27 protein-coding genes are annotated in these 23,983 nt (G+C 66.3%); 17 read left to right on the top strand and 10 right to left on the bottom strand.

Annotation, left to right across the window (positions count from 1 at the left end; translation table 11 throughout):
* Nucleotides 1–19: 19 nt before the first annotated feature.
* The 9 genes from radA to ABWP22_RS07815 all read left to right on the top strand — a co-directional run bounded on the left by radA (nucleotide 20) and on the right by ABWP22_RS07815 (nucleotide 8,614).
* On the top strand, nucleotides 20–1,399 hold the full coding sequence (radA, locus tag ABWP22_RS07855) for a DNA repair protein RadA (protein ID WP_353199402.1): 1,380 nt from the start codon (nucleotides 20–22) through the stop codon (nucleotides 1,397–1,399).
* Between the two features lie 39 nt (nucleotides 1,400–1,438).
* A complete protein-coding gene (locus ABWP22_RS07850) occupies nucleotides 1,439–2,119 on the top strand; it encodes a CvpA family protein (protein WP_353199401.1) in 681 nt (226 codons plus the stop codon).
* Nucleotides 2,116–3,465 carry a cysteine--tRNA ligase gene (cysS, locus tag ABWP22_RS07845; protein ID WP_353199400.1) on the top strand — a complete coding sequence of 450 codons (1,350 nt, stop codon included), beginning with the start codon at nucleotides 2,116–2,118 and terminating at the stop codon, nucleotides 3,463–3,465. Before ABWP22_RS07850 ends, cysS begins: the two co-directional genes overlap by 4 nt.
* A 39-nt stretch (nucleotides 3,466–3,504) precedes the next feature.
* Entirely contained in the window at nucleotides 3,505–3,738 is a 234-nt protein-coding gene (locus ABWP22_RS07840; protein ID WP_353199399.1) for a DUF433 domain-containing protein, read from the top strand.
* Entirely contained in the window at nucleotides 3,735–4,121 is a 387-nt protein-coding gene (locus ABWP22_RS07835) for a DUF5615 family PIN-like protein (protein ID WP_353199398.1), read from the top strand. The genes ABWP22_RS07840 and ABWP22_RS07835 overlap by 4 nt, the downstream gene beginning before the upstream one ends.
* A 10-nt stretch (nucleotides 4,122–4,131) precedes the next feature.
* On the top strand, nucleotides 4,132–4,563 hold the full coding sequence (locus ABWP22_RS07830) for an iron-sulfur cluster assembly scaffold protein (RefSeq protein ID WP_353199397.1): 432 nt from the start codon (nucleotides 4,132–4,134) through the stop codon (nucleotides 4,561–4,563).
* The gene (locus ABWP22_RS07825; RefSeq protein WP_353199396.1) at nucleotides 4,560–6,350 is read left to right on the top strand and encodes a monovalent cation:proton antiporter-2 (CPA2) family protein; all 1,791 of its coding nucleotides are present in this window, start codon (nucleotides 4,560–4,562) and stop codon (nucleotides 6,348–6,350) included. Before ABWP22_RS07830 ends, ABWP22_RS07825 begins: the two co-directional genes overlap by 4 nt.
* A 139-nt stretch (nucleotides 6,351–6,489) precedes the next feature.
* The gene (locus ABWP22_RS07820; protein ID WP_353199395.1) at nucleotides 6,490–7,539 is read left to right on the top strand and encodes a phosphotransferase family protein; all 1,050 of its coding nucleotides are present in this window, start codon (nucleotides 6,490–6,492) and stop codon (nucleotides 7,537–7,539) included.
* A gap of 4 nt (nucleotides 7,540–7,543) precedes the next feature.
* Nucleotides 7,544–8,614, top strand: a complete 1,071-nt coding sequence (locus tag ABWP22_RS07815; RefSeq protein WP_353199394.1) for an Rv3169 family protein — start codon at nucleotides 7,544–7,546, stop codon at nucleotides 8,612–8,614.
* Nucleotides 8,615–8,618: 4 nt separating this feature from the next.
* On the opposite strand, the gene ABWP22_RS07810 is transcribed toward ABWP22_RS07815, so the two are convergent.
* Together ABWP22_RS07810 and ABWP22_RS07805 are read right to left on the bottom strand one after the other, a co-directional pair.
* Nucleotides 8,619–9,392: a molybdopterin-dependent oxidoreductase gene (locus tag ABWP22_RS07810; RefSeq protein WP_353199393.1), complete on the bottom strand. Its 774-nt coding sequence runs from the start codon at nucleotides 9,390–9,392 to the stop codon at nucleotides 8,619–8,621.
* Nucleotides 9,389–10,228, bottom strand: coding sequence for a cytochrome b/b6 domain-containing protein (locus tag ABWP22_RS07805; protein WP_353199392.1), 840 nt, complete (start codon nucleotides 10,226–10,228; stop codon nucleotides 9,389–9,391). The genes ABWP22_RS07810 and ABWP22_RS07805 overlap by 4 nt, the downstream gene beginning before the upstream one ends.
* Between ABWP22_RS07805 and ABWP22_RS07800 the strand changes: the two genes are divergently transcribed.
* A complete protein-coding gene (locus ABWP22_RS07800) occupies nucleotides 10,227–11,270 on the top strand; it encodes a magnesium transporter CorA family protein (RefSeq protein WP_353199391.1) in 1,044 nt (347 codons plus the stop codon). The genes ABWP22_RS07805 and ABWP22_RS07800 overlap by 2 nt on opposite strands.
* 3 nt (nucleotides 11,271–11,273) lie before the next feature.
* On the opposite strand, the gene ABWP22_RS07795 is transcribed toward ABWP22_RS07800, so the two are convergent.
* Entirely contained in the window at nucleotides 11,274–11,651 is a 378-nt protein-coding gene (locus ABWP22_RS07795) for a hypothetical protein (RefSeq protein WP_353199390.1), read from the bottom strand.
* 26 nt (nucleotides 11,652–11,677) lie between these two features.
* On the opposite strand from ABWP22_RS07795, the gene ABWP22_RS07790 reads away from it, so the two are divergent.
* The 7 genes from ABWP22_RS07790 to ABWP22_RS07760 all read left to right on the top strand — a co-directional run bounded on the left by ABWP22_RS07790 (nucleotide 11,678) and on the right by ABWP22_RS07760 (nucleotide 17,359).
* Entirely contained in the window at nucleotides 11,678–12,787 is a 1,110-nt protein-coding gene (locus tag ABWP22_RS07790; RefSeq protein WP_353199389.1) for a serine hydrolase domain-containing protein, read from the top strand.
* Nucleotides 12,784–13,272 carry a UPF0262 family protein gene (locus ABWP22_RS07785; RefSeq protein ID WP_353199388.1) on the top strand — a complete coding sequence of 163 codons (489 nt, stop codon included), beginning with the start codon at nucleotides 12,784–12,786 and terminating at the stop codon, nucleotides 13,270–13,272. The genes ABWP22_RS07790 and ABWP22_RS07785 overlap by 4 nt, the downstream gene beginning before the upstream one ends.
* Complete coding sequence (gene dcd, locus ABWP22_RS07780) at nucleotides 13,272–13,826, top strand: dCTP deaminase (protein ID WP_353199387.1); 555 nt, start codon at nucleotides 13,272–13,274, stop codon at nucleotides 13,824–13,826. Before ABWP22_RS07785 ends, dcd begins: the two co-directional genes overlap by 1 nt.
* A gap of 51 nt (nucleotides 13,827–13,877) precedes the next feature.
* The gene (gene rarD, locus ABWP22_RS07775; RefSeq protein WP_353199386.1) at nucleotides 13,878–14,753 is read left to right on the top strand and encodes an EamA family transporter RarD; all 876 of its coding nucleotides are present in this window, start codon (nucleotides 13,878–13,880) and stop codon (nucleotides 14,751–14,753) included.
* 68 nt (nucleotides 14,754–14,821) lie between these two features.
* Nucleotides 14,822–15,637: an enoyl-CoA hydratase gene (locus ABWP22_RS07770; protein ID WP_353199385.1), complete on the top strand. Its 816-nt coding sequence runs from the start codon at nucleotides 14,822–14,824 to the stop codon at nucleotides 15,635–15,637.
* Nucleotides 15,638–15,678: 41 nt separating this feature from the next.
* The gene (gene murA / locus ABWP22_RS07765) at nucleotides 15,679–16,962 is read left to right on the top strand and encodes a UDP-N-acetylglucosamine 1-carboxyvinyltransferase (RefSeq protein WP_353199384.1); all 1,284 of its coding nucleotides are present in this window, start codon (nucleotides 15,679–15,681) and stop codon (nucleotides 16,960–16,962) included.
* Complete coding sequence (locus ABWP22_RS07760) at nucleotides 16,955–17,359, top strand: DUF2948 family protein (RefSeq protein ID WP_353199383.1); 405 nt, start codon at nucleotides 16,955–16,957, stop codon at nucleotides 17,357–17,359. The genes murA and ABWP22_RS07760 overlap by 8 nt, the downstream gene beginning before the upstream one ends.
* Nucleotides 17,360–17,462: 103 nt before the next feature.
* On the opposite strand, the gene ABWP22_RS07755 is transcribed toward ABWP22_RS07760, so the two are convergent.
* From ABWP22_RS07755 to ABWP22_RS07725, 7 genes are all read right to left on the bottom strand, one after another.
* Nucleotides 17,463–17,981 (bottom strand): biotin transporter BioY, encoded by a 519-nt coding sequence (locus ABWP22_RS07755; protein ID WP_353199382.1) that lies wholly within the window; start codon nucleotides 17,979–17,981, stop codon nucleotides 17,463–17,465.
* A complete protein-coding gene (gene ccmE / locus ABWP22_RS07750; RefSeq protein WP_353199381.1) occupies nucleotides 17,981–18,415 on the bottom strand; it encodes a cytochrome c maturation protein CcmE in 435 nt (144 codons plus the stop codon). Before ccmE ends, ABWP22_RS07755 begins: the two co-directional genes overlap by 1 nt.
* The gene (gene ccmD / locus ABWP22_RS07745; protein WP_353199380.1) at nucleotides 18,412–18,564 is read right to left on the bottom strand and encodes a heme exporter protein CcmD; all 153 of its coding nucleotides are present in this window, start codon (nucleotides 18,562–18,564) and stop codon (nucleotides 18,412–18,414) included. The genes ccmE and ccmD overlap by 4 nt, the downstream gene beginning before the upstream one ends.
* Nucleotides 18,564–19,292, bottom strand: a complete 729-nt coding sequence (locus ABWP22_RS07740) for a heme ABC transporter permease (protein WP_353199379.1) — start codon at nucleotides 19,290–19,292, stop codon at nucleotides 18,564–18,566. Before ABWP22_RS07740 ends, ccmD begins: the two co-directional genes overlap by 1 nt.
* A gap of 53 nt (nucleotides 19,293–19,345) precedes the next feature.
* Nucleotides 19,346–20,785, bottom strand: a complete 1,440-nt coding sequence (locus tag ABWP22_RS07735) for a serine hydrolase domain-containing protein (RefSeq protein ID WP_353199378.1) — start codon at nucleotides 20,783–20,785, stop codon at nucleotides 19,346–19,348.
* 172 nt (nucleotides 20,786–20,957) lie between these two features.
* Nucleotides 20,958–23,597: a valine--tRNA ligase gene (locus ABWP22_RS07730; RefSeq protein WP_353199377.1), complete on the bottom strand. Its 2,640-nt coding sequence runs from the start codon at nucleotides 23,595–23,597 to the stop codon at nucleotides 20,958–20,960.
* A 49-nt stretch (nucleotides 23,598–23,646) separates the two neighbouring features.
* Nucleotides 23,647–23,934, bottom strand: coding sequence for a DUF2497 domain-containing protein (locus ABWP22_RS07725; protein ID WP_353199376.1), 288 nt, complete (start codon nucleotides 23,932–23,934; stop codon nucleotides 23,647–23,649).
* Nucleotides 23,935–23,983 lie beyond the last annotated feature (49 nt).

Raw genomic sequence — 23,983 nt, 5'->3', positions numbered from 1 at the left:
GTTCCATATGTGAGGTGCCATGGCCAAGGGCAAATCCCGTTATGTCTGCCAGGCGTGCGGCGCGGTGTCGTCGCGCTGGGCGGGGCAGTGCGGCGATTGCAAGGAATGGAACACGCTGGCCGAAGAAGCCGCGCCGGTGTTCACGCCCTTTGCCGCCAAACAGTCGTTGCAGGCCGGCGGGCGGCGCATTGCGCTGGAAAGCCTGGCCGATGATGTGGCGCTGCCGGCGCGGCTGTCCACCGGCATCACCGAGCTTGATCGCGCGCTGGGCGGCGGGCTGGTGGCGGGCAGTGTCACGTTGATCGGGGGTGATCCCGGCATCGGCAAATCCACCCTGTTGCTGCAGGCCGCCGGGCGCATGGCGCGCGGTGGCACCGCGGTCGCCTATGTGTCGGGCGAGGAAGCCGCCGATCAGGTGCGGCTGCGCGCGCGCCGGCTGGGGTTGGCCAAGGCCGATGTCGCGCTGGCGGCCGAAACCAATGTGCGCGATATCCTCACGACGCTCACGGCGCTGCCGCAGCCGCCGGGCATGCTGGTCATCGATTCGATCCAGACCATGCACAGTGACACGCTGGAAGGCGCGCCGGGCACGGTTTCCCAGGTGCGCGCGTCGGCGCAGGAGCTGATCCGTTATGCCAAATTGTCGGGCACGGCGCTGATTCTGGTCGGCCATGTGACGAAGGACGGGCAGTTGGCGGGCCCGCGCGTGCTCGAGCATATGGTCGATACCGTGCTTTATTTCGAAGGCGAGCGCAGCCACCAGTATCGCATCCTGCGCGCCGTGAAGAACCGCTTTGGCGGCACCGACGAGATCGGCGTGTTCGCCATGGGCGCCGATGGGCTGGAGGAGGTCGCCAACCCATCGAGCCTGTTCCTGACCGCACGCGAAGGCCAGGACAGCGTGACCGGCGCCGTGGTGTTCGCCGGGCTGGAAGGCACGCGGCCGGTGCTGTGCGAAATCCAGGCGCTGGTGGTGCGGGTGCCGACCGGCGCCACGCCGCGCCGGGCGGTGGTTGGCTGGGATTCGGGCCGGCTGGCGATGCTGCTGGCGGTGTTGGAGGCGCGCTGCGGCCTGGCCTTCGGCGGCCACGAAGTCTATCTGAACGTCGCTGGCGGCCTGCGCATTGCCGATCCCGCCGCCGATCTCGCGGTGGCCTGTGCGCTGGTGTCGGCGCTCACCGATCGGCCGCTGCCGGTGGATGCGGTGGCATTCGGCGAAGTGGCGCTGTCCGGCGAATTGCGCCCCGCCGGCCTTGCGTCGCTGCGGTTGAAGGAGGCGGCCAAGCTCGGCTTTGGCCGGGCATTCGTGCCGGCTGGCACCGGCGGCGCCGGCACCATGCAGGTGGGCGGATTCGCCACGCTGAATGCGCTGGTCGATCACCTGGGCCGCCCGCAATGACATTTGCGCGGCCGTGTCATTCGGGTAAGGCACTTCGCTATGGAAATACTCGCTGCCCTTACCGGATTTGATTGGCTGGTCGTGCTGATTGTCGGCACCACGGCGGCATTTGGCCTGATGCGCGGCTTCATCGCCGAGTTCGCCAGCCTGGCGGCGTGGGTGGCGGGCTTTGTCGCGGTGCGCATGGTCTATGCCCCGGCACGGGCGGTGTTCGTGGAGGCCAGCGGCAGCGAGATGCTCGGCACGCTGGCGGCCGTGCTGGGGCCGTTTCTGCTGGCGGTGCTGTTGGTGAAGTTGCTCGGCAGCTTTCTGTCGAGCAGCGCCAAGGGCAGCCTGATCGGCCCGTTCGATCGCATGTTGGGGCTGGGCTTTGGCCTGGTGAAGGGCTTCCTGGTCGCCAGCCTGGCCTTCCTGCTGCTCACCCTGACGCTGACGATCCTGCCTGGCAAAGCGGATCGCCCGGCGTGGCTGGCCAAGGCACGCACAGCGCCGACATTGGCGTTGGTGGCCAATGCCATGGTCGGATATGTTGGCGATGCGTGGCGGCAACAGCAGGCGCCGAACGGCTCTGCCGGCAGCGACAATCCGCACGCCGGCCTGCCGGGCTTCGGCCCTGATGGCGAACCGGATGCCGAGCCCGGTTACGCCCCCGCTGATCGTCGTTCGCTCGACAGCCTGCTTGACCGGCAGGAGAAAACCACGCCATCCACCGCCATATGAGCCTTCGCCTCTACAACACCGCCGCCCGCGCCAAGCAGGATTTCGTGCCGATCGATCCGGATCGGGTGACCCTGTATGTTTGCGGCCCGACGGTTTATGGCCGCGCCCATATCGGCAATTTCCGCCCCGCCGTGGTGTTCGACGTGCTGCAACGGCTGCTGCGGCACATCTATGGCCCGGACAAATTGGTCTATGCCCGCAACATCACCGACATCGACGACAAGATCATGGACAAGGCGCGCGCCCAAGGCGTCCGCATCGAGGTGATCACCCAGCGCTATGAAGCGCTGTATCTGGAAGATGCCGCCACGCTGGGGGTGGAGCGCCCCGATCTGCACCCGCACGCCACCGGCAGCATCCCGGCGATGGTGGCGATGATCGAAACGCTGGTGGCCAAGGGCCATGCCTATGCCGCCGAGGGCCATGTGCTGTTCGATGTGGCGAGCCATGCCGATTATGGCCGCCTGTCGCGCCGCCCGCTGGAGGAAATGATCGCCGGCGCGCGCGTCGAAATCGCGCCCTACAAGCGCAATGCTGCCGATTTCGTGCTGTGGAAGCCGTCAACGAAGGATCAGGCCGGTTGGCCATCGCCATGGGGCCGTGGGCGGCCGGGTTGGCACATCGAATGCTCGGCGATGATTGCGGAAAGCCTGGGCGAGACCATCGACATCCATGGCGGCGGCATCGATCTGACCTTCCCGCACCACGAGAATGAATGCGCGCAAAGCGCCTGCGCCCATGATGGTGCGCCGCTGGCCAATATCTGGATGCACAACGGCTTCCTGAATTTCGGCGGGGCTGAGAAAATGTCCAAGTCGCTGGGCAATGTGCAGAGCGTCGGCGAGTTGACGGCGGCGGGTTGGTCGGGCGATGAGCTGCGCCTGGCGTTGCTCAGCGCGCATTATCGCCAGCCATTGTTGTGGGATGAGGCGCTGCTTGGCCAGATGCGCGGCCGGCTCGACAAATGGCTGCGCCGGTTGGGCGATGTGCCGCGCGGGGTGCGGCCGCCGCCGCCGCCGGCCGTGATCGAGGCGCTGTCGGACGATCTCAACACGCCTGCGGCGCTGGCGGCGATTGCCGGCGTGGAGCACGACCGCGAGGCGCTGCTGGGGGCGCTGGCGTTTCTGGGCCTGCCCGGCCTCGCGCCGGAACGCAGCCGCAGCGCCGCCGATGCGAAGGGCCATGCCGATCCCGATGCGGCCCGCATCGATGCGCTGGTGGCGCAGCGCACGGCGGCGCGCCAGGCCCGCGACTGGGCAGAATCGGATCGATTGCGCGATGCCCTGGCGGCGGAGGGCGTTGCTGTGGAAGACAGCGCTGGCGGGACGACCTGGCGGCGGGCCTGACGGGTGCAAACGCCTCGCAATTCTGCTAGAGGCACGGTCATGGCCACCAAGCTCTCCGCCCCGCCGCCGCCGCGCTTTGTCGAGGTCGTGTCAGATCCCGAAATCCTCGGCGGCTGGCCGGTGATTCACGGGACGCGGATTCCGGCGGAAACCATTGTCGCCTGCATCAAGGCCGGCGAGAGCGACTATGATATCGTTGTGGCCTATCCCTATATGCCATTGGGCGGCATTGATGCGGTGCGGCGTTGGGCCAAGGCGCAGGGTCTGCTTTGATCCGCTTGCTGATCGATGAATGCCTGTCACCGGCGCTCGCAGCCGAAGCGTTTTCGCGGGGTTTTGAAGCCCATCATGTCAACTGGCTGGGGCTGACCAGCCATTCGGATCGCGCCTTGTGGCCGCAGATCATCGGCGGTGATTTCACCTTTGTCACCAACAATGCCCGCGACTTCCTGCGCCTGTATCGTGGGGTCGATGTGCATGCCGGCCTGCTGGTGATCCTGCCCTCGGTTGGCACCGCCGAACAACTTCGCCTGTTTGCCGCCGCGCTGGATGCCATCATCGCCGCCGGCAGCGACATCACCGGCGAACTGGTTGAGGTGGACCGCGACGGCACGGTGCGATTTCGCCGCTATCCCGACCCACTCGGCAACGATTAGAGTGGGTGCCATGGCCGACACGCTTTATTCCGCTGCGATCCTGCGCCTGAAACTGGCGGGTGAAGTCGCGACCCGCCTGGCCACCGCCGATGGCAGCGCGGCGCGCGTGTCGCCGGTGTGCGGCAGCAAGATCGTCGCCGATGTCACGCTGGATGGGCAGGGGCGTATCGCGGCGCTGGGGTTGGATGCCAGCCGGGCCTGCACGCTGGGCCAGGCCTCGGCGGCGGTGGTGGCGGCGATGGCACCGGGGGCGGACGCGGCACAATTGGCGGCAATTCGCGCCGGGCTGGCGGATTTTCTGGGCCAGCGCGCCGATGCAGCCCCCGATGGCTGGCAGATGTTCGCCCCGGCCCGCGCGCACCGCGCCCGCCACCCGTCCATCCTGTTGCCGCTGGATGCCGTGCTGGCGGCGCTGGCCGCAGCCGGCCAGGCGGCGGCATGACCGAGGCCGGGCCCAATCTGCTGCGCGATGTCGTTGTCTATCTGGCGGCGTCGGTGCTGCTGGTGCCGCTGTTCATCCGGTTTCGGCTCGGCGCCGTGCTCGGCTATCTGGCGGCCGGCATATTGATCGGGCCGTCGCTGCTCGGCCTGGTCGGCAATGCCGAACAGACGCTGCATTTTGCCGAATTCGGCATTGTGCTGCTGTTGTTCGTGATCGGGCTGGAACTGCAACTGGCGCGGCTGTGGGCGCTGCGCAGCGATATCTTCGGGCTGGGCCTGGCCCAGGTGCTGCTTTGCGGCCTGGCGATTACCGGCCTGCTGCTGGTCACCACCAGCCTGACCTGGGAAGCGGCGCTGGTTGTCGGCCTGCCGCTGGGCCTGTCGTCCACCGCCCTGGTCATGCAACTGCTCAACGAACGGCAATTGGCGGCCACGCCGTTCGGGGAGCGCAGCTTTGCCATGCTGCTGTTCCAGGATCTGGCCATCGTGCCGCTGCTCACCATCGTGGCCGCCCTGTCGCGAGCGCCGCGAATCGATCCCGAACCGGGCTGGCTGGTTGCCGTCAAAACCCTGGGTGCGCTGGCATTTCTGGTGGCGGTGGGGCGCTGGGTGTTGCCGCGCCTGTTCCGCATCATCGGCACGCTGGGCGCGCGTGAGGCGTTCGTGGCTGCCGCCCTGCTCAGCGTGCTGGGCAGTGCGCTGTTGATGGCCAGCCTGGGGCTGTCCATGGCGCTTGGCGCGTTCGTCGCCGGCGTCATGCTCGCCGAATCGCCGTACCGCCATGCGCTGGAGGCCGATATTGAACCGTTCCGCGGCCTCATGCTCGGCCTGTTCTTCATCGCCATCGGCATGAGCCTCGATTTGGCGGTGGTGGCAGCCAACTGGAGCCTGATCGCGGCGCTGGTGGTGGGCGTGCTGGCGCTGAAGACCGCCGTGATCGCCGGCCTGGCCCGCAGCTTTGGCACTGGTTGGCGCCAGGCCCTCAAGATGGGCGTGCTGCTGGCGCAGGGCGGCGAGTTCGGCTTCGTGCTGTTTGCCGAAGCCGAACGCGGCCTGCTGATCAGCCATTCGGCGGCGCAACTGTTCGGCGCGGTGGTCACCTGCTCGATGGCGCTCACGCCGCTGCTGTTCCGGCTGGCTGGGCAGGCCTTTGCCGTGAAGGATGATCCCGGCAGCCGTGATGGCCCGGAATCGGCCGGCACTGCCGACCATGGCGGCCATGTCGTGCTGGTCGGCAGCGGCCGGGTGGGCCAGGTGATCGCCCAGATGCTGCGCGCGCGCGGGGTGGACATCACCGCCATCGATCTGGATGCCGAACTGATCGACGTGTCGAGCCGCTTTGGCAACAAGGTGTTCTGGGGCGACGGCACCAGGCTGGACATCTTGCGAACTGCCGGCGTCGATCGCGCCAGCGCGCTGGTGTTTGCCATCGATGGCGCGTGGGATCCGAAGCTGGTGCTGGAACCCATCCGCGCGCAATGGCCCGATCTGCCGATCATCGCGCGCGCCTTTGATCGCATGCACACCATCGCCCTGCGCCAGGCCGGTGTGGAGCATGTGACCCGTGAGACGCTGGAAAGCGCCGTCGCCATGGGCCGCGACGTGCTGGCCAACATCGGCACGCCCGCCACGCAGATCGACACCATCGAAACCGAATATCGCCGCCGCGATGCCGAACGGCTCGATCTGCAGTTGATCAGCGGCGACATGATGTCCGGCGCGGACACCATCATCCGCGAACAGATTGATCTTGACCCGGCCGCCCTGGGCGAAATCCCGCCGGCCTGAAAAGCGCCCAGGCCAGCCGGGTTGTTGCCACGCTGCCGCCCTTTCCCCTGATGCTTGTGGCAGTGATCGGCGGCGCCAGCCGGAAAGGCCATTGCCGCCATCCGCCGCGCTGCCTATCGCTTGCCGGGGAGACGGCAAGATGAGCGGGTTTCCGGCGCATCCGGACGAGATCACATCGGACTGGTGGGCCGCGATTTTGGGCCGGGCGCCGGAACGCTGGCGGTGGGAGAAGATCGGCACCGGCCAGGTCGGCGACAGCGTGCGGTTTACCCTCGATTTTTCGGATGGCCTGGGGCCGACGACGCTGGCCGGCAAATTTGCCGCCGCCGATCCAACGAGCCGCGGCACGGCCGCCATGCTTGGCCTGTATGCGCGCGAAGTGCGCTTCTACCAGGCGCTGGCTGCACAGTTGCCGATCCGCACGCCCAAAGCGTTGTTCAGCGACATGGATGCGGACGGGACATGCTTTTTCCTGCTGTTCGAGGATCTGGGGCCGGCGCGCGGTGGCAACCAGATTGCCGGCTGCACGCTGGCCGATGCCCGGGCGGTGGTGCAGCAGGCGGCCCGCCTGCACGCGCCGAGCTGGCACAATCCGGCCATCCTCGATCTTGCCTGGCTGCAACCCGATCCCGATGCGGCCGCGCAGGTCAGGGCGCTTTACCCCAAGGCGCAGGCGGTGTTTCGCGAACGCTATCGTGACCTGCTCGAACCCGAATACATGAATTTGTGCGAGGAACTGGCCGAGATCATGGCCACGAACCACCGGACGCCGCCAAGAACCAGTCTGGTCCACGGCGATTTCCGGCTCGACAACATGATGTTCGATATCCAGGGCGGGGCCGAAGCCGTCGCCGTGCTCGACTGGCAGACGCTGGCGATCGGCACCGGGTTGACCGATGTCGCCTATTTTCTGGGCTGCGGGATCGGCGACATTTTGCGCCGCGCCCATGAACGCGAACTGCTGGCGCTTTATTGTGCGGAAATGACCGGGCGCGGTGTGCCGCTGGGCATCGATGCGATTTGGGATGATTATGTGCTGGGTGGCCTGCACGGGGTGTCCACCGCCGTGTTCAGCAGCGCCTTCGTTGTGCGCACCGAACGCGGTGATGCCAATTTCCTGTCCATGGCGCGCGGCGCCTGCGCGCTGTGCCTGGAACATGGCAGCATCGCGCTGATGAAGAAGGGTTGATGTGATGGCACTGAGCCGCGGCGACGATTATCCGATCCACCAGACACCCGATCCGGTCGCCTTCGCGGGCACGGACCGCAATTTCTATGATCGCTATTTCTTCAACGGCTATGCGCCTGATGGCAGCAGTTTCTTTGCGGTCGCCTTCGGCATCTATCCGCATCTGGATGTTGCAGATGCACATTTCTGCGTGGTGAAGGACGGGGTGCAGCATTGCCTGCACGCCAGCCGCAAGCTGGGCATGGAGCGGATGGACCTCGCCTGTGGGCCGATCCGGATCGAAGTGGTCGAACCGCTGAACCGCCTGCGCGTGATCGTCGATGGCGAAGGCCTTGCTGCCGACATCGTCTTTGCCGGTCGGTCGTTTCCCATCGCCGAGCCGCGCTTCACATGGCGCGTCGGGCCGCGCACGATCATGGATTACACCCGCCTCACCCAGAACGGCCATTATGAAGGCTGGATCGCGATCGATGGTGCGCACGCGCCGCTGGCCGCCGGCAGCATGGGCACCCGCGATCGCAGTTGGGGTGTGCGCCCGGTCGGTGCGCCCGATGCGCAGTTCAGCGGCGGCGTGCCGCAGTTTTTCTGGCAGTGGACGCCGATCAACATGCCGCGGCGCAGCCTGTTCTTTCACCTGAACGCGCATGCCGATGGCCGGGCGTGGAACACGCGCGCCGTGGTCGCGCCCGATGGCTGCGGCGCGGATGGCTTCATCGAACATCACGAACCGCGCATGGACACCGGGCTCGCACCGGGCACGCGCTGGCCGGCGCCCAGCGTGCTTTCGGTCGGCGGGGAAAGATTCCGGCTGGAACCGATCAGACGGTTCCAGATGCGGGGCCTTGGCTATACCTCGCCGCGCTGGGGCCACGGTCTCGATCATGGCCTGCTGGCGGTAGAGCGCGAGGCCATCGACCTTGCCGGCACCGATCCGGCGCGGCCCGACAATCTGCACGTGCAGATGCTGTGCCGCGTGCACGGGCCGGATGGCGAGAGCGGCCTCGGCGTGTTCGAGCAGTTGGCAATCGGCGATTACGAACCACTGGGCCTGTCAGGGCTGGCCGGCGCGCGCTGAGCCGTCAGATCCCCGCGTACCATTCATAGCCACGGTCCGGCCAGTAACCGCCCTTGCCGCTGCCGAACGGGGCGAGGCTGTCCACGGCGAGGATCTGCATCAGATATTTGGCCTGCTTGTACCCCAATTGGCGCTCGACGCGCAGGCGGATGGGGGCGCCGTGGCCGGCATCCAGCGGCTGGTGGTTGAGCTGGTGGGCGAGGATGGTCTGGGGGTGGAAGGCGTCGACGAGGTCCACGCTTTCGTAATAGCGGCTGGCGGATTGCAGGCCGCCTTTGGACGCTTCGCCGCCATAATCGTCGGCGCACAGGAAGACGATGTAGCGCGCGCCATCGCGCAGGCCGGCGGCTTTCAGGATGCTGCCGAGCGGCACGCCGGTCCATTGGCCGACTGCGCTCCAGCCTTCGACGCAATCGTGGCGGGTGATCTGGGTGCGTTGCGGCAGGCGGGCGAGGTCGGCCAGGCTGAGCGAGAGTTCGCGTTGCACCAGCCCGCCCACCTTCAGTCGCCAATCGGCAAAGCCGCCGGCTTCGAGGCGCTGCCATTCGGGATTGGTCGGCCGGCGCGTGCCGTTCATCTTGAAGACCGGTGAGATATCGGAGGCGGCGAATTCGCGGGCCAGGCCATCACGGCCGACCAGCCGTTGCCAGCGATAGGTCGCCTGTTCGCCGGCGCCGACGATGGATTTCAGCGTGGGGTTGCTGGCCAATGAATCGCAGCCCGACAGCAGCAGCCCGGCGGGCAGGGCGGCGAGCAGGTTGCGGCGACGCAGGATCATTTGGTGCCTCCAATGGTCATGCGGCCGGTGATCATCGCGCCCAGCCCACGGATCGGCCCGGCCAGCACCACCAGCACCAGATGCAGGATCAAGAAGCCGGCGATGCCGCTGGCCGCGATGAAGTGCACCGATCGTGCCGATTGCCGGCCACCCCACAGCGCATCCAGAAACGGGAAGGCGGCGTTCAGCCCCGGCGACATCGCCATCCCGGTGAGGATCACCATCGGGATCAGCCCCAGCGTCACCCCGGCATAGGCGAGTTTCTGCAGCACTTCATAGCGCAGCGCGGCTTCGCCCTTGGGGAAGTTGAGGCGAAGATGCTGCACGATGTCGTGCCACAGATGCGCCGGTGCCAGTTCGCGCGCCTTGGGGATGATTTCACGCCACAGCCGGCCCGACAGGATCGCATAGCCCAGCCAGATCAGGCCGTTGACGATCAGCAGCCAGGCGGCGGCGAAATGCCAGCTGCGCGCCGTGGCCAGATCGCGGCCCGACGGGAAGGTCGCCCAGTGCGGGAAGGCGACGATGTTCCAGCTTGTGCCGCGTTTCGACACGCCGAGCACGCCGCTGGTGTCAAAGCGTCGGTCGCCAATGTCCACCCAGCCCTTGGGCGCCGCCATCATGCCGCCCACGCCCACTTCCAGCCATTGCCGCTCCACCTGATCCAGCGAGCCGCCATGGCCCCAATAGAGGCGCGGGTGGGCGCCGAAGATGTTCATCCCCGTCATCAGCAGGAAGAAGATCGCCAGTGCGTTGCCCCAATGGGTCAGCCGCACCAGCCAATGGTGGCGCAGCACGCGGCGGGGCAGGATTTGGGGGGAAGGGGCGCTGGCCATGGTCTGTCCTTCGCTCGATATCGCCAAGGGGTTACATCTGATCGCGGCCTGCGCCATGAAGAACGCCATGTTGCGCATTTATTCGCCCACCGACAACCGGACATTTGCCGATGGCGAGGCGTTGCCCGCCGACGCCGTGTGGATCGATCTGTACAATCCGACGCCAGCCGAAGAAGCATTGCTGGAAGCCGCGCTGGGCATCGATATCCCCACCGTTGATGACATGGCGGAAATCGAAACCTCCAGCCGGCTCTATCTGGACAATGATGCCATCGTGCTCACCGTCACGCTGGCGACCGGGATCCTCGCCGAAACGCCGGAAACCTGCCAGGTCAGCTTTGTGCTGGGCCGCCATCATCTGGTGACGGTGCGCTATCACGCGGTGCGCAGCTTTGAAAATTTTGCCGCCCAGGCGACGCGCAGCCCCGAATTGTGCGCCGGGCCGGCGGCGGCGCTGATGGCGTTGATGGATACCATCGTCGATCGGCTGGCCGACGGGTTTGAACATGTCGGCCGCGAAGTGGATGCGATTTCCCGCGCTGCCTTCCGCCGCGCCGATCCCGGCGCCCGTGGCCGCCAGGTGCGGCGATCGAACCTGGCGCTGCAATCCCTGCTCACCCGGCTGGGCGCCGCGCAGGACAGCTTGAGCAAGGCGCGCGAATCGGCGGTGTCACTGAGCCGGGCGCTGTCGTTCCTGTTGTTTGCCGCGCCGAAGGACGCCAGCCTTGCCCCCCATATCAAGACGCAGTTGCGCGATCTGGCCTCGCTGACCGATCAGGCCAATTTCACCGGCAACAATCTCACGTTCCTGCTCGATGCCACCCTGGGCCTGATCTCGATCGAACAGAATGTCGTGTTGAAGATTTTTTCGGTGGCGGCGGTGGTGTTCATGCCGCCGACGCTGGTGGCCGGCATCTATGGCATGAACTTTGCCTTCATGCCCGAATTGCAATGGCATCTGGGCTATCCGCTGGCGCTGCTCATCATGCTGGCCTCGGCGGTGTTGCCCTATCTGATCTTTCGCTGGCGCGGCTGGATGTGACCCTTATGGCGCGTCCAGCGAGCAGCCATATTCCGGATCGAAACGCGCCGTGCGGCTGGCAAGCAAAGCCACGGATGCCGTGATGGTGCGCGCGGCGCTGTCTTCGCTGACCTTGACGATTTCGGTGCCCGGCTCGCGATCGGTTTCGCAACTGGCCATGTCGCGGCCGCCGACATAGCGGCAGGCACACACGACATGCGCGATATAGCCGGTGGCGAGCTGCGCTTGTTTGCCGGTGGTGGAATATCGCAGGCCCAGCCAGCCGCCTGCAGCCGCGCACAACAGCAGCAGCGGCGCCCAGATCAGCCAGCGCCGGCGTGTCGGGGCGGGCGGCGGCGAGGGTGGTGGGGCAGATGGATCGAGCGTGTCACTTGCCAGCATGGGGGCAGGGCCTCTAGCGTGTAGGGATGATACGGTGCAGCATCCAGATCGCCCTCGCAAGCCTGTTGCTGGTTGGGCAGGCGGCTGCGCAAGCACCGGGGCAGGCGCCGGTCGCTGCACCCTCCGTCATTCCCGCAGCGCAGCCGGTGTCGGCGTTGCCGGCAGCGGATGCATTTTTCACCGATCCGCGCATGGGCGAAACCCGCGCGCTGATCGTGCTGCAGGATGGCAAGCGCATTTATGAACGTTATGGCACCGGAATCGGGCCGGGCACGCGATTGATCAGCTGGTCGATGGCCAAATCCATCACCTCGACCCTGATCGGCTTCCTGGTCGCCGATGGCCGGTTGCAGCTCGATACCCCGGCGCCGGTGCCGGCATGGCGAAATGATGCGCGGGCGAAGATCAGCTTGCGCCAGTTGCTGCACATGGCGTCGGGCGTGAAGCATCTGGAAGCCGGGCCGGCGCCGGAACTGGCCGATACCAACCGCGCGCTGTTCGCCGATCTGTCGGGCGATATCTACAAGGCGGCCGTGGCCGAACCGGCCGAAGTGGCGCCGGGCACCCGCTTTCAATACAACACGCTGACCACGCACATCCTGGCGCGCATCGTGGCAGACACGGTGGCGCCGGCTGCCAGAACGCCTGCGGAGCGCCGCCGCGCGGTGCGGGATTTCATCAGCCAGCGGCTGTCGGCACCAGCCGGCATGAACAGCCTGCTCTGTGAATTTGATCCCCAGGGCAATCTTTATGGCGGATCGTTGTGCCATGCCACCGCGCGCGATTGGGCGGCGTTCGGGCAATTGTATCTGGATGGCGGCGTCGTGGCCGGAACCCAGGTGGTGCGCCCCGATTGGGTGCGCTTCGTGACCACCCCGTCGCCCAGCAACACCGGCTATGGTGGGCAATTCTGGCTGAACCGCAAGCAATCCAGTGGCATGGACAATGCGCTGTTCTGGCAAAAGGGCCCGGCGGATGCCTTTGCCGCCATCGGGCATCTCGGCCAATATGTGATCGTGGTGCCGTCAAAGCGGCTGGTCATCGTGCGACTGGGCAAGACCCAGGATGAGGGGCTGCAACCGGTGCGCGACGGGCTGGCGCGGCTGGTCAATGGATTTGCGGCAACAGCACCATGACGGCCGATTATCGCTGCATCGATATCAAGCTGGATGAACGCACGATCCTGTGGCGCAATGCCGATATCGAACAGGAACGCCGCGTCGCCATCTTCGATCTGCTGGAAGGCAATATATTCAAGCCGGTCGCCGCGTCCGAGGCCGGCCACCACGGCCCCTATAAATTGCTGCTCGGCGTGGAGGATGGCCGGCTCGACGTGACGGTGAGCGATACGCTCGACCGGCCGGTCGATGCCTTCCAGGTGGCGCTGAGCCCGTTCCGGCGCACCATCCGCGAATATTTCGCCATCTGCGACAGCTATTACCAGGCCATCCGCCAATCCAGCCCCGGCCAGATCGAAACCATCGACATGGCGCGGCGCGGCATCCACAACGATGCCGCCGAACTGCTGAAGGAACGGCTGGAAACACGCGCCATCGTCGATTTCGATACGGCGCGGCGGCTGTTCACCCTGATCTGCGTGCTGCACATAAAAGGTCACTGATGTCCGTATTGTCCGACCGCTGGATTCGCGAAACCGCCTTGCGCGATGGCATGATCGAACCCTTCGTGGAGCGGCAGACGCGCGGCGGCTGCATTTCCTATGGCCTGTCCAGCTATGGCTATGACGCGCGGGTGGCCGATGAATTCAAGATCTTCACCAATGTCGATTCGGCGGTGGTGGACCCCAAGGATTTCAACCCGAACAGCTTTGTCGATCGCAAGACCGATGTGTGCGTGATCCCGCCCAACAGTTTCGCGCTGGCGCGCACGGTGGAATATTTCCGCATCCCGCGCGATGTGCTGGTGATCTGCCTGGGCAAGAGCACCTATGCCCGTTGCGGCATCATCGTGAACGTCACCCCGCTGGAACCGGGCTGGGAAGGCCATGTCACGCTGGAGTTCAGCAACACCACCCCGCTGCCGGCGCGCATCTATGCCAACGAAGGCGCCTGCCAGTTCCTGTTCCTGAAAGGCAACGAACCCTGCGAGGTCAGCTACGCCGACCGGGCCGGCAAATATATGGGCCAGAAGGGCGTGACATTGCCGAAGCTGTAGAGAATCGGCGCGGGGCTAGCGCTCCGGCGCAGCGCCCGCTAACCGGCAGTCGTGAGTTCCCGTCCCGCCCCTTCGCAGGCCCGCATCGGCTTTTTCGCCGGCATGGGCGCTTATCTGATCTGGGGCGTGATGCCCCTCTATCTGCGGCTGCTCCATGGTGTACCGGCACAGGATGTGCTGGCGCATCGCATCCTGTGGTCGGTGTTGGTGGTGGTGCTGCTGATTGCCGGGCTGCGGGGCTGGGACAAGGTGGTGGCGGCGTTGCGCCAGCCGCGCCTGCTGCTGATGCTCTTCGCCTCGGCCGTGTGCATCACGGTCAACTGGTTCGTCTATACCTGGGCGGTGCTGGCCGGGCATGTCATCGATACGTCGCTGGGTTATTTCATCAACCCGCTGGTTTCGGTGCTGTTCGGGGTCGTGCTGCTCGGCGAACGCCTGTCGCGCTTGCAATGGGTGGCGGTGGCGCTGGCGGCGCTGGGCGTCGCCGTGCTGGCCGTCGAGCGCGGCGCGCTGCCGCTGGTCAGCCTGGGGCTGGCACTGTCGTTCGGCATCTATGGCCTGATCCGCAAGCAGGCGGCGGTGGATGCCGCCACCGGGTTGTTCGTGGAAACCCTGATGCTGGCGCCGTTTGCGGCCGTATGGATCGTCGGCACGCCGCATGGCTTCACGGGCTGGCCGGCACCCACCTTGATCACGCTGGCGCTGGGCGGCGTGGCCACTGCGGTGCCGTTGCTGCTGTTCGGCATCGCGGCGCGGCGGCTGCCGCTGTCCACCCTGGGCTTGATGCAGTATATGGCGCCCACCATGGTGCTGGTCGAAGCGGTGCTGATCTTCGGTGAAGTGCTCGATCCGGCCCGGCTGGCGGCCTTCTGCTGCATCTGGGCGGGCCTCGCTGTCTACACGCTGTCGCTGCGGCGCACGGCCTAGCCACAATCAGGGTGTCGGATCGCGGCCCTTTGGCGCAACATCGGGTTCTGTCAGCAGGAAACGAAACCATGGCTTGTTCCGATGTGCTTTACGGCGTCGATGCCGGGGTTGCCACGGTGACTCTCAACCGGCCGGATCGGCTGAACGCCTGGTGCGCTTCGCTTGATGCCGATGTCCGCGCGGCGATGCGGGATGCCAGCGATGATGATGCGGTACGGGTGATCATCCTCACCGGGGCCGGTCGGGGTTTCTGTGCCGGCGCCGACATGAATGTGCTGCAGGGTATCCAGGATGGCGATACATCAGCCCGCCCCGGCCCGCCGGCGCCGTGGGATGCGGCCGCCCGTGCGGATTTTCAGAAACAATATAGCTGGTTTCCTGCCGTGCCCAAACCGATCATCGGCGCCATCAACGGCCCGTGCGCCGGGCTGGGCATGGTGCTGGCCCTGTATACCGACATAAGGTTCGCGTCGGATGCGGCGGTGTTCTCCACCGCCTTTTCGCGCCGCGGGCTGATTGCGGAGCACGGCATTTCCTGGCTGCTGCCGCGCTTGATCGGCATGGCCAATGCGGCCGACCTGCTGTTTTCGGCGCGCCGCATCGACGCCGCCGAAGCCAGAGCGCTCGGCCTGGTCAGCCGCGTCATCGCGCACGCGCAATTCATGGCCGAAGTCACCGCCTATGCCCGCATGCTGGCCACCGAAGTTTCGCCGCGATCACTGCGCGAAATGAAGCGCGAGCTGTGGAATGCCCAGTTCCAGGGCCTGGGCGAAGCGATCGAGGCCGCCAATGCCGATATGGCCGGCAGCTTTGCCAGCGCCGATTTCAAGGAAGGCGTTGCGCATTATCTGGAGAAGCGCCCGGCCGCTTTCACCGGGCAATAGCGCCCCTTCCCCCTGCGCAGCCTTCCGGCTAACAGCGTAACATGGACCAGATCGTCATTCGCGGGGGCCGCCGCCTCCAAGGCCGCATCCAGATTTCCGGCGCCAAGAATGCCGCGCTCACGCTGATGCCGTGCGCGCTGCTCACCGACGAGCCGCTGACCTTGCGCAACCTGCCGCGGCTGGCCGACATCGACAGCTTCGGCCACCTGCTCAACAACCACGGGCTTTCGACCACCATCGAAGGCACCAGCCCGGATGAATTCGGCCGGGTGATGACCGTGCGGGCCAACCGCATCACCTCCACGGTCGCGCCCTATGATATCGTCCGCAAGATGCGCGCGTCGATCCTGGTGCTGGGGCCGTTGCTGGCGCGGGCCGGCACCGCCACCGTGTCGCTGCCCGGCGGCTGCGCCATCGGCAACCGTCCGATCGATCTGCACCTGAAGGCGCTGGAACATCTGGGCGCCGAAATCGAGCTCGCCGCCGGCTATGTGAAGGCGACCGCGCCCAAGGGCGGCCTGCCCGGTGGGCGTTATGTGTTTCCGGTGGTGTCGGTGGGGGCCACCGAAAATGCCGTGATGGCCGCCGTGCTGGCCAAGGGGCCGTCGATCCTGGAAAATGTCGCGCGGGAACCGGAGATTGTCGATCTGTGCAACTGCCTGGTGGCGATGGGGGCGAAAATCGCCGGCATCGGCACCGAGAAGCTCACCATCACCGGCGTGAAGGAACTGCACGGCGCCACCTATGCGGTGATGCCCGATCGCATCGAGGCGGGTTCCTATGCCTGCGCCGCCGCCATCACCGGCGGCGAGATCGAGCTGGTCGGCGCATCGGCGAATGATCTGGGCGTGACCATCGACATGTTGCACGAAGCCGGTGTGTCCACCCAGGCCACCGACGATGGCATCATCGTGCGCCGCGATGGGCCGATGCACGGCATCAACGTTTCGACCGCGCCCTATCCCGGCTTTGCCACCGATATGCAGGCGCAGTTCATGGCGATGCTCGCGGTGGCCGATGGCGCGTCGCTGCTGACCGAAACCATCTTCGAAAACCGCTTCATGCATGTCCCGGAACTGGCGCGCATGGGGGCGGACATCACCGTGCGCGGCCGCAGCGCCGTGGTCCGCGGCGTGCCGCGCCTGACCGGCGCGCCAGTGATGGCCACCGATCTGCGCGCCTCGATGAGCCTGGTGCTGGCCGGGCTGGCGGCGGAAGGCGAAACCACGGTGGCGCGCGTCTATCACCTCGATCGCGGCTACGAGCGGCTGGAAGAGAAGTTGCAGGCCGTGGGCGCGGATATCGAGCGCATCGGCGATGGCTGAGTCTGCTCGCCTGGCCCTGCTGGGCCACGAACCGGCTGATATCGAGACGTTTTCGGCGCTGTTGCAGGATGCGACGCTGCGGCTGGCCGATGCCGGCTTTGATCGCAAGGCCCGGCGGCTGGTGTGCCTGGTCAACCGCTATCGCCGCGAATCGCCTGCATCCAGCCGCATCCGCTGCGCCTTGCGCGTCGAAACCGTGCAGGTTGTGCAGCGCACCGGCTGGCCCAATGATCCCGACGCCGTGACCGTGATCCTGTCGCTGGCGCAAGATGGCGACTGGCTGATCATCACCTGCGCCGCCGGCATTGCCCTGCGCGCCCACATCGAAGTGGTGGACCTGGTGCTGGAGGATATCGGCGAGCCGTGGGGCACGACGCGGGTGCCCAGCCACGATTGAATTCCCAGCCCCTCCCGCGAGCGGGAGGGGCGTGGTTCGCGCTTGCCCCTTCTTCTCCCCTCCCCCTCGCGGGAGGGGCTGGGGGTGGGCCTCACCGCCAGGCTCAAGCCGCAGTTTTGAACCGCCGCCCCACCACCAGCAACACCGCCATCGCCACAATCGACTTCACCCCCGCACCCGGCAGCAACACCGCCAGCGCCGCCAGATCGCCGCCGCGCATGGCGATTACTGCGCCGCCCAGCGCCAGCAACAGGCCATGCCCGGCCAGCATCAGCAGCAAGGTCGGCCGCCAGCGCCAGCCCGGCGCCCAGCGCATCGCCAGCCGGCAGGCCAGCGGCAGCGCGATCAGGAATCCGGCGCTGAAGCCGCTCATCGCGCCGATGCCGCCCTTAACGCCGGCCAGCACCGGCAGGCCCAGCGCCGCCAGCGCCAGCCAGGCGATGACGCCGGCCACGCCTGCGCCGCCGGCCAACGCACCCGCCAGCACGACGATCAAGCTTTGCAGGGTGATCGGTACCGATCCCGGTGGCAGGGCCAGCGGCGCGGCGGCGCACAGCAGGGCGCAGGTGCCGATGGCACCGGGCAGAGCCGAAATCGGTCGGTCTACCTTGGTCCTGGCCATCAAGTGCCGGCGGATACCGCGCCGGTCTTCTTCATCGCACCGGCCACTTCGGGCGGCATATATTTCTCGTCATGCTTGGCCAGGATGGTGTCGGCGGTGAATTGTCCGGTGGCCGCATCGATCTTGCCTTCGGCGATCACGCCCTGGCCTTCGCGAAACAGGTCGGGCAGGATGCCGGTGTAAGTGACGGGCACGGTCTTTGCCATGTCGGTCACCACGAAATGCACCGTGGCGCCGTCGCGCTGCAGGCTGCCCTTTTCGACCATGCCGCCCAGACGGATGGCGGCGGTGGGCGCCGGACCCTTGGCCAGATCGGACGGGGCATAGAAGTAAGTCGCCTTCTCACCCAGCGTCGAGAAGGCCAGCGCACCGGCCCCGCCCAGCGCGGTGAGTGCGCCGACGACCAGCCACAGGCGTTGATGTTTGGCTTTCATCGACGTTTGCTTTCCTCGGCCTTTTTCTCGGCGCTGCGCATGGAGACAAAGGCCCAGACCAGCAGCCCGATGAGGCCGACCAGCGTCAAGCCATAGGCCGGCCAGATGAAATTGGCCCACAGATCGGGGCGGGCGACGACTCCGTCCATCAGGCCACCGCCTCCGCCAGCCGCCGGCTGCGCGCATCGATGCGCTGCTGCGCCAGCATCGCCCGCATCCGCATCAACACGATGGCGCCAAACAGGAAGCTGAAGCCGGCGACCGACAGCAACAAGGGCGTCAGCAATTCCGGCGCAATCGAGGATTTGGCATTCACCACCGAAATGCTGCTGCCCTGGTGCAGCGTGTTCCACCATTCCACCGAATATTTGATGATCGGCAGGTTGATCACGCCCACCAGCGCCAGGATCGCCGCCGCGCGGCTCTCGCCGCCCTTTTCCGCCTCGCTGGCCGACAGCGCCAGATAGCCGAGATAGAGGAACAGCAGCACCAGCATCGAGGTCAGCCGCGCATCCCACACCCAATAGGTGCCCCAGGTCGGCTTGCCCCACAAAGCGCCCGACACCAGGCAGATGGCGGTGAAGGCCGCGCCGGCCGGGGCAATGGCGCGCGCCGCGATGGTGGCCAGCGGGTGGCGCCAGATCAGCGCGGTGGCGGATGCAATGGCGAGGCCCAGATAGCCGCCAGCACCCAGCCAGGCGGCGGGTACATGCACATACATGATGCGCACGCTTTCACCCTGCTGGTAATCCGGCGGGCTGGCGAACAGGCCGATCCACAGGCCGGCGGCGGTCAACGCCAGGCCGAGCAACGCCAGGATCGGCGTGGCAACACGGGCGATCTTCAGGAATCGCGCGGGGTTCGCAAAACGGTGCACGCGCGCCTTCTAGCAGAAGGCGAAGGGGAGGGAAGGGGGCGCGATGGCGCGCTTTACCATCCGTCGATGCGCGTGCTCCAGCCATCGCCCAGGAACATGCGGGTGATCTTGCCGTCCTTTTCCTCGAATCGCACCACCTCGCCGATGGAACTGCCGCCGGTGGGCGCCATCAGCTTGAACTGGCCGCCGCCCAAGGGCTCCAGCACGCTGCGGGTTTCCGCGGCGGCGGCGGTTGCGCCCAGCAGCACCAGTTGCTGATTGAGCAGCACCACCTGCGTCACGCCATCATCGCCGCCGCGATAGCGCCCGGCAAAGCGCGCCCAGGCCGGGTCCCAGGCGGGCGTCGCCTTGGGCTTGGCGGCCTTGGCCACCGCTTCGCCCACGGTGATCATCAACTGGCGGGCGATGTCGGACGGGTTCGAATCATTGGTGTTGGTCAGCACGATCACGCCGACCTTGTCGTCGATCTGCGCCAGCGTCATCGTGGTGTTGCCGGGATAGCCGCCGCCGTGGCCGGCGTAGGTGCGATCCTTGAAGCGGCTGTGATCGAAACCCAGGCCAGACCCCGACTGCCAATTTTCATCGACCGACCGCACGCGCAGCGCCTCGCGCCACGATCCAGCCGACAGGATGTTGTTGCCGCCGGCCTTTGGCGCGCGGCGGAACTGCGCGGCGATGAATTTGGCCAGATCATTGACGTTGGACGACAGGCCGGTCGCCGCCGCCATGCCCTTGGCATCGACAAAGCCCATCACGCGCCTTGTGCCTTCCGGGGTGCGCACCGCATAGGGCGTGGCGAGGCCGGGATCTTGCTTGTCGATGCTGGTGGCGTTCATCTCCAATGGTTTCAGGATGTTGGCGGTCACATAATCCGCCCAGCGCTGGCCGGTGATCTTTTCCACCACCAGACCGGCGACAGCAAAGGCGAGGTTGGAATATTTCCAGCGCGTCTGCGGCGGGAAGCTGGCCTGACGATCCGGCATCAGCTTGATCAGCTCGGCCTCGGTCGGGAAATTGTAGCTCGACCAGTGATCGCTGGCCTCACGTTGCAAGCCGCTGCTGTGGGACAAGAGCTGCTCGACGGTGATCGGGCCATCGTCGGGTCCGGCCGGCTTGGGCGTGAACCACGGCAGATATTTCACCACCGGATCATCCAGCCGCAATTTGCCGGCCTCGCGCAGTTGCAGGATGGCGATGGCGGCGAACAATTTGGAATTGGATGCGATGCGGAAGCGCGTGTCGGCGGTCATCGGCTTTTTGGCGGCGATGTCGGCGTAGCCGAAGCCCTGGCTCCACACGAGTTGCTGATCCTGCACGACGCCCACCGCCACGCCGGGCAGGCCGCGATAGGCGATCTGGCCTTCCAGCCAGGCGCTGAACAGGCGCTCGGCGGCCTGCACGTCGGGGTTGGCAGCGATTGCGGTGGCTGGCGGCGCGGTTTGCGCAAGGGCGGGTGTGGTGGCGAGCAGCAGCGCGATGGCGAGATGTTTCATGGATGGTCCCCCGGTTGTGGGGACAGGCTAGCAGGTTGGTGCGGGCCGCCAAGCCCCACCCCCAACCCCTCTTGGCTGCGGGAGGGGCGCGGATTGGGCGTGAAGGAAGCGTGCGCCACAAGCCGACACGGCTCCCCTCCCGCAGCCAAGAGGGGCTGGGGGTGGGAAAAGCCTACCCCAACCGCGCTAGCGCCGCGGCCAGCCGCTCCGCCTCAGCGCTGCGCGCTTCATGGTCTTCGCGGGCCTTCTCCACCGCTTCCGGCTTGGCCTTTTCGGTGAAGCCTGGGTTGCCCAGCCGCCCGGCCAGCGCGTCGCGTTCCTTGATCGCGGCGGCCAGTGCCTTGTCCAGCCGGGCCTTTTCGGCGGCCAGATCGATCACGTCGCCGATCGGGATCAGGAAGGTCGCTTCGCCGTGCACCAGTTGCAGGCGGCCACCTTCCGGCGCCGCGCCCGCCGTCACGCGCGCCAGCCGCTCGATGGCGGGCGCATTGGCGGCCAGCCGCGCGGTGGTTTCAGGCGAAGCGCCCTCCACGGCAAACGGCAGCTTCGCCGATGGCGGCACATTCACCTCGGTACGCGCCGAACGGATTTCGCTGATCAGCCCGATCAGCCAGTCGATATCCGCGCTGGCCGCCGCGTCTTCCGGCAGCGCAGCGGTCGCCACCCATTGCGCCAGGATCAGATCATCGCGCGTCCCCAACTGGTGCCACAATTCCTCGGTGAGGAACGGCATCACCGGGTGCAGCATCACCAAAATCTGATCGAGCGCCCAGCCTGCGGTGCTGCGGGTTTCGGCGGCAACATCCGCATCCGCACCTTCGGCCAGCAGCGGCTTGATCAGTTCCAGATACCAGTCGCAGAAGCGGCTCCACACCAATTTGTAGATGGCGTCGGCATAGGCATCGAAGCGGAAATCGGCGATCGCCTGTTCCAGCGCGCGGGCCGTCTGCTTCACCTCGCCGATGATCCAGCGGTTGACCGGCTGGGTCGCGGCCGGCGGCATTATGTCCGGGTGCCCGGCGATGCCGTTCATCTGGGCAAAGCGCGCGGCGTTCCACAACTTGGTGGCGAAGTTGCGATAGCCTTCGATGCGGCTCTCGTTCAGCTTGATGTCGCGCCCCTGCGTTTCCATCGCGGTCAGCGTGAAGCGCAGCGCATCGGCACCATATTTGTCGATCAGCACGAGCGGATCGACGGTGTTGCCCTTGGATTTGCTCATCTTCTGGCCCTTGGCGTCGCGCACCAGGCCGTGGCAATAAACGGTGCGGAACGGCACCTCATCCATGAAATGCAGCCCCTGCATCATCATGCGGGCGACCCAGAAGAAGATGATGTCAAAGCCGGTGACGAGCACGTCGCCGGGGTAGTGACGGGCAACGTCCGGCGTTTCCGCCGGCCAGCCCAAGGTCGCGAACGGCCACAGCGCGGAGGAGAACCAGGTGTCGAGCACGTCCTCGTCGCGGGTCAGTGCCACGTCGCCGGCCTGGGCCTGCGCTTCGGCTTGCGTCTCTGCCACGAACACCCGACCGTCGGGCGCATACCAGGCCGGAATCCGGTGCCCCCACCACAGTTGGCGGCTCACGCACCACGGCTGGATATTCTCCATCCAGTTGAAATAGGTTTTTTCCCACGTCGCCGGCACAAAGCGCGTGCGGCCATCGTGCACGGCGGCCAGCGCATCCTTGGCCAGTTCGCCGGCATTCACATACCACTGGTCGGTCAGCCACGGCTCGATCACCACACCGCTGCGGTCGCCATAGGGCATCTGGATGGTCTTGTTCTCGATGCGCTCGATGCGGTCGAGGGCTTCGAGATCGGCCACCACCTGCTTGCGCGCCGCCTCGCGGGTCAGGCCCACATAGGCTGCCGGCACGCCGTCCGCCACGCAGATATTGGCTTCGGCATCGAGGATGTTGATCCAGCCGATGGCCTTGTTGCGTTCATACACCGCCCAATCGTTGAAATCATGCGCCGGGGTGATCTTCACCGCGCCGCTGCCCAATTCGGGATCGGCGTGTTCATCGGCAATGATCGGAATCCGCCGACCGGTGATCGGCAGTTCCACAAATTTGCCAATCACCGAGGCATAGCGCGCGTCCTCCGGATGCACGGCGACCGCGGTATCGCCCAGCATGGTTTCCGGGCGCGTGGTGGCCACGATGATATGATCGGCGCCGCTGTCCAGCACCGCGCCATCGGCGAGCGGATAGCGGATGTGGGTGAAGGTGCCGGCGACTTCGCGGGTTTCCACCTCAAGGTCGGAAATCGCGGTCTTCAGCTTCGGGTCCCAGTTCACCAGCCTTTTGTCGCGGTACAGGAGCTTCTGGTTGTACAGTTCCACGAACACCTTGATCACGGCCGCATTGAAGCCGTCGTCCATGGTGAAGCGTTCATTGGCCCAATCGCAGGACGCGCCCAGCCGCCGCAATTGCCCGGTGATGGTGCCGCCGGATTCGGCCTTCCATTCCCACACCTTGGCTTCGAATGCGGCGCGGCCCATGGCGGTGCGGCCCGGTTGCTGCGCTTCGGCCAGGCGGCGTTCCACCACCATCTGGGTGGCGATGCCGGCATGATCGGTGCCGACGATCCAGCGCGCATCGCGGCCATTGAGCCGGTGCCAGCGGATGAGGATATCCTGCAACGTGTTGTCCAGCGCATGGCCGATGTGCAGACTGCCCGTGACATTCGGCGGCGGGATGACGATGGTGAACGGCTGCGCGTCAGGGCGCGCCGGGCGGAAGCGGGCGTTGCGTTCCCAATGCGCATACCAGCGCTGTTCAAAACTGGCGGGGTCGAAAATACGGTCGATCATGCGACGGCGATAGCCGCTGGCTGGCGGCGGGGAAAGCCCGAAGGCTTGGCTACAGCTTCCCGGTCAGCCGGCGGATTTCCTCGCGGGCGACCTTCTCGACGATTTCCGGCATGTTGGCATCCAGCCAGGCCTTGATGTGCGGTGCCATCATGTCGCGAATCAGCGCATCCAGGGTGATGCTTGCCATGTCCGGCGGCAGGGTGACGCTGGCCAGCGGCACGATGTCGGGTTCGGGGGTCGCGGGCGGCGCTGACAGTTCCGGATCAGGCTCCGGCCCGGTCACGCGGGCGCGGATGGAAGCCAGAATGGCATCGATGGAGGCCGGCGGTTCAGACATGCCCTCTTGTTACGCCATTGCGACAGTTACGGCCAGAGCGACCCGGCTG

This window comes from Sandarakinorhabdus sp., assembly GCF_040398665.1.
GTDB lineage: Bacteria > Pseudomonadota > Alphaproteobacteria > Sphingomonadales > Sphingomonadaceae > Sandarakinorhabdus.
Note: the sequence above shows the minus strand (reverse complement) of the source record. Positions and strands in the feature narration are given on the sequence as shown.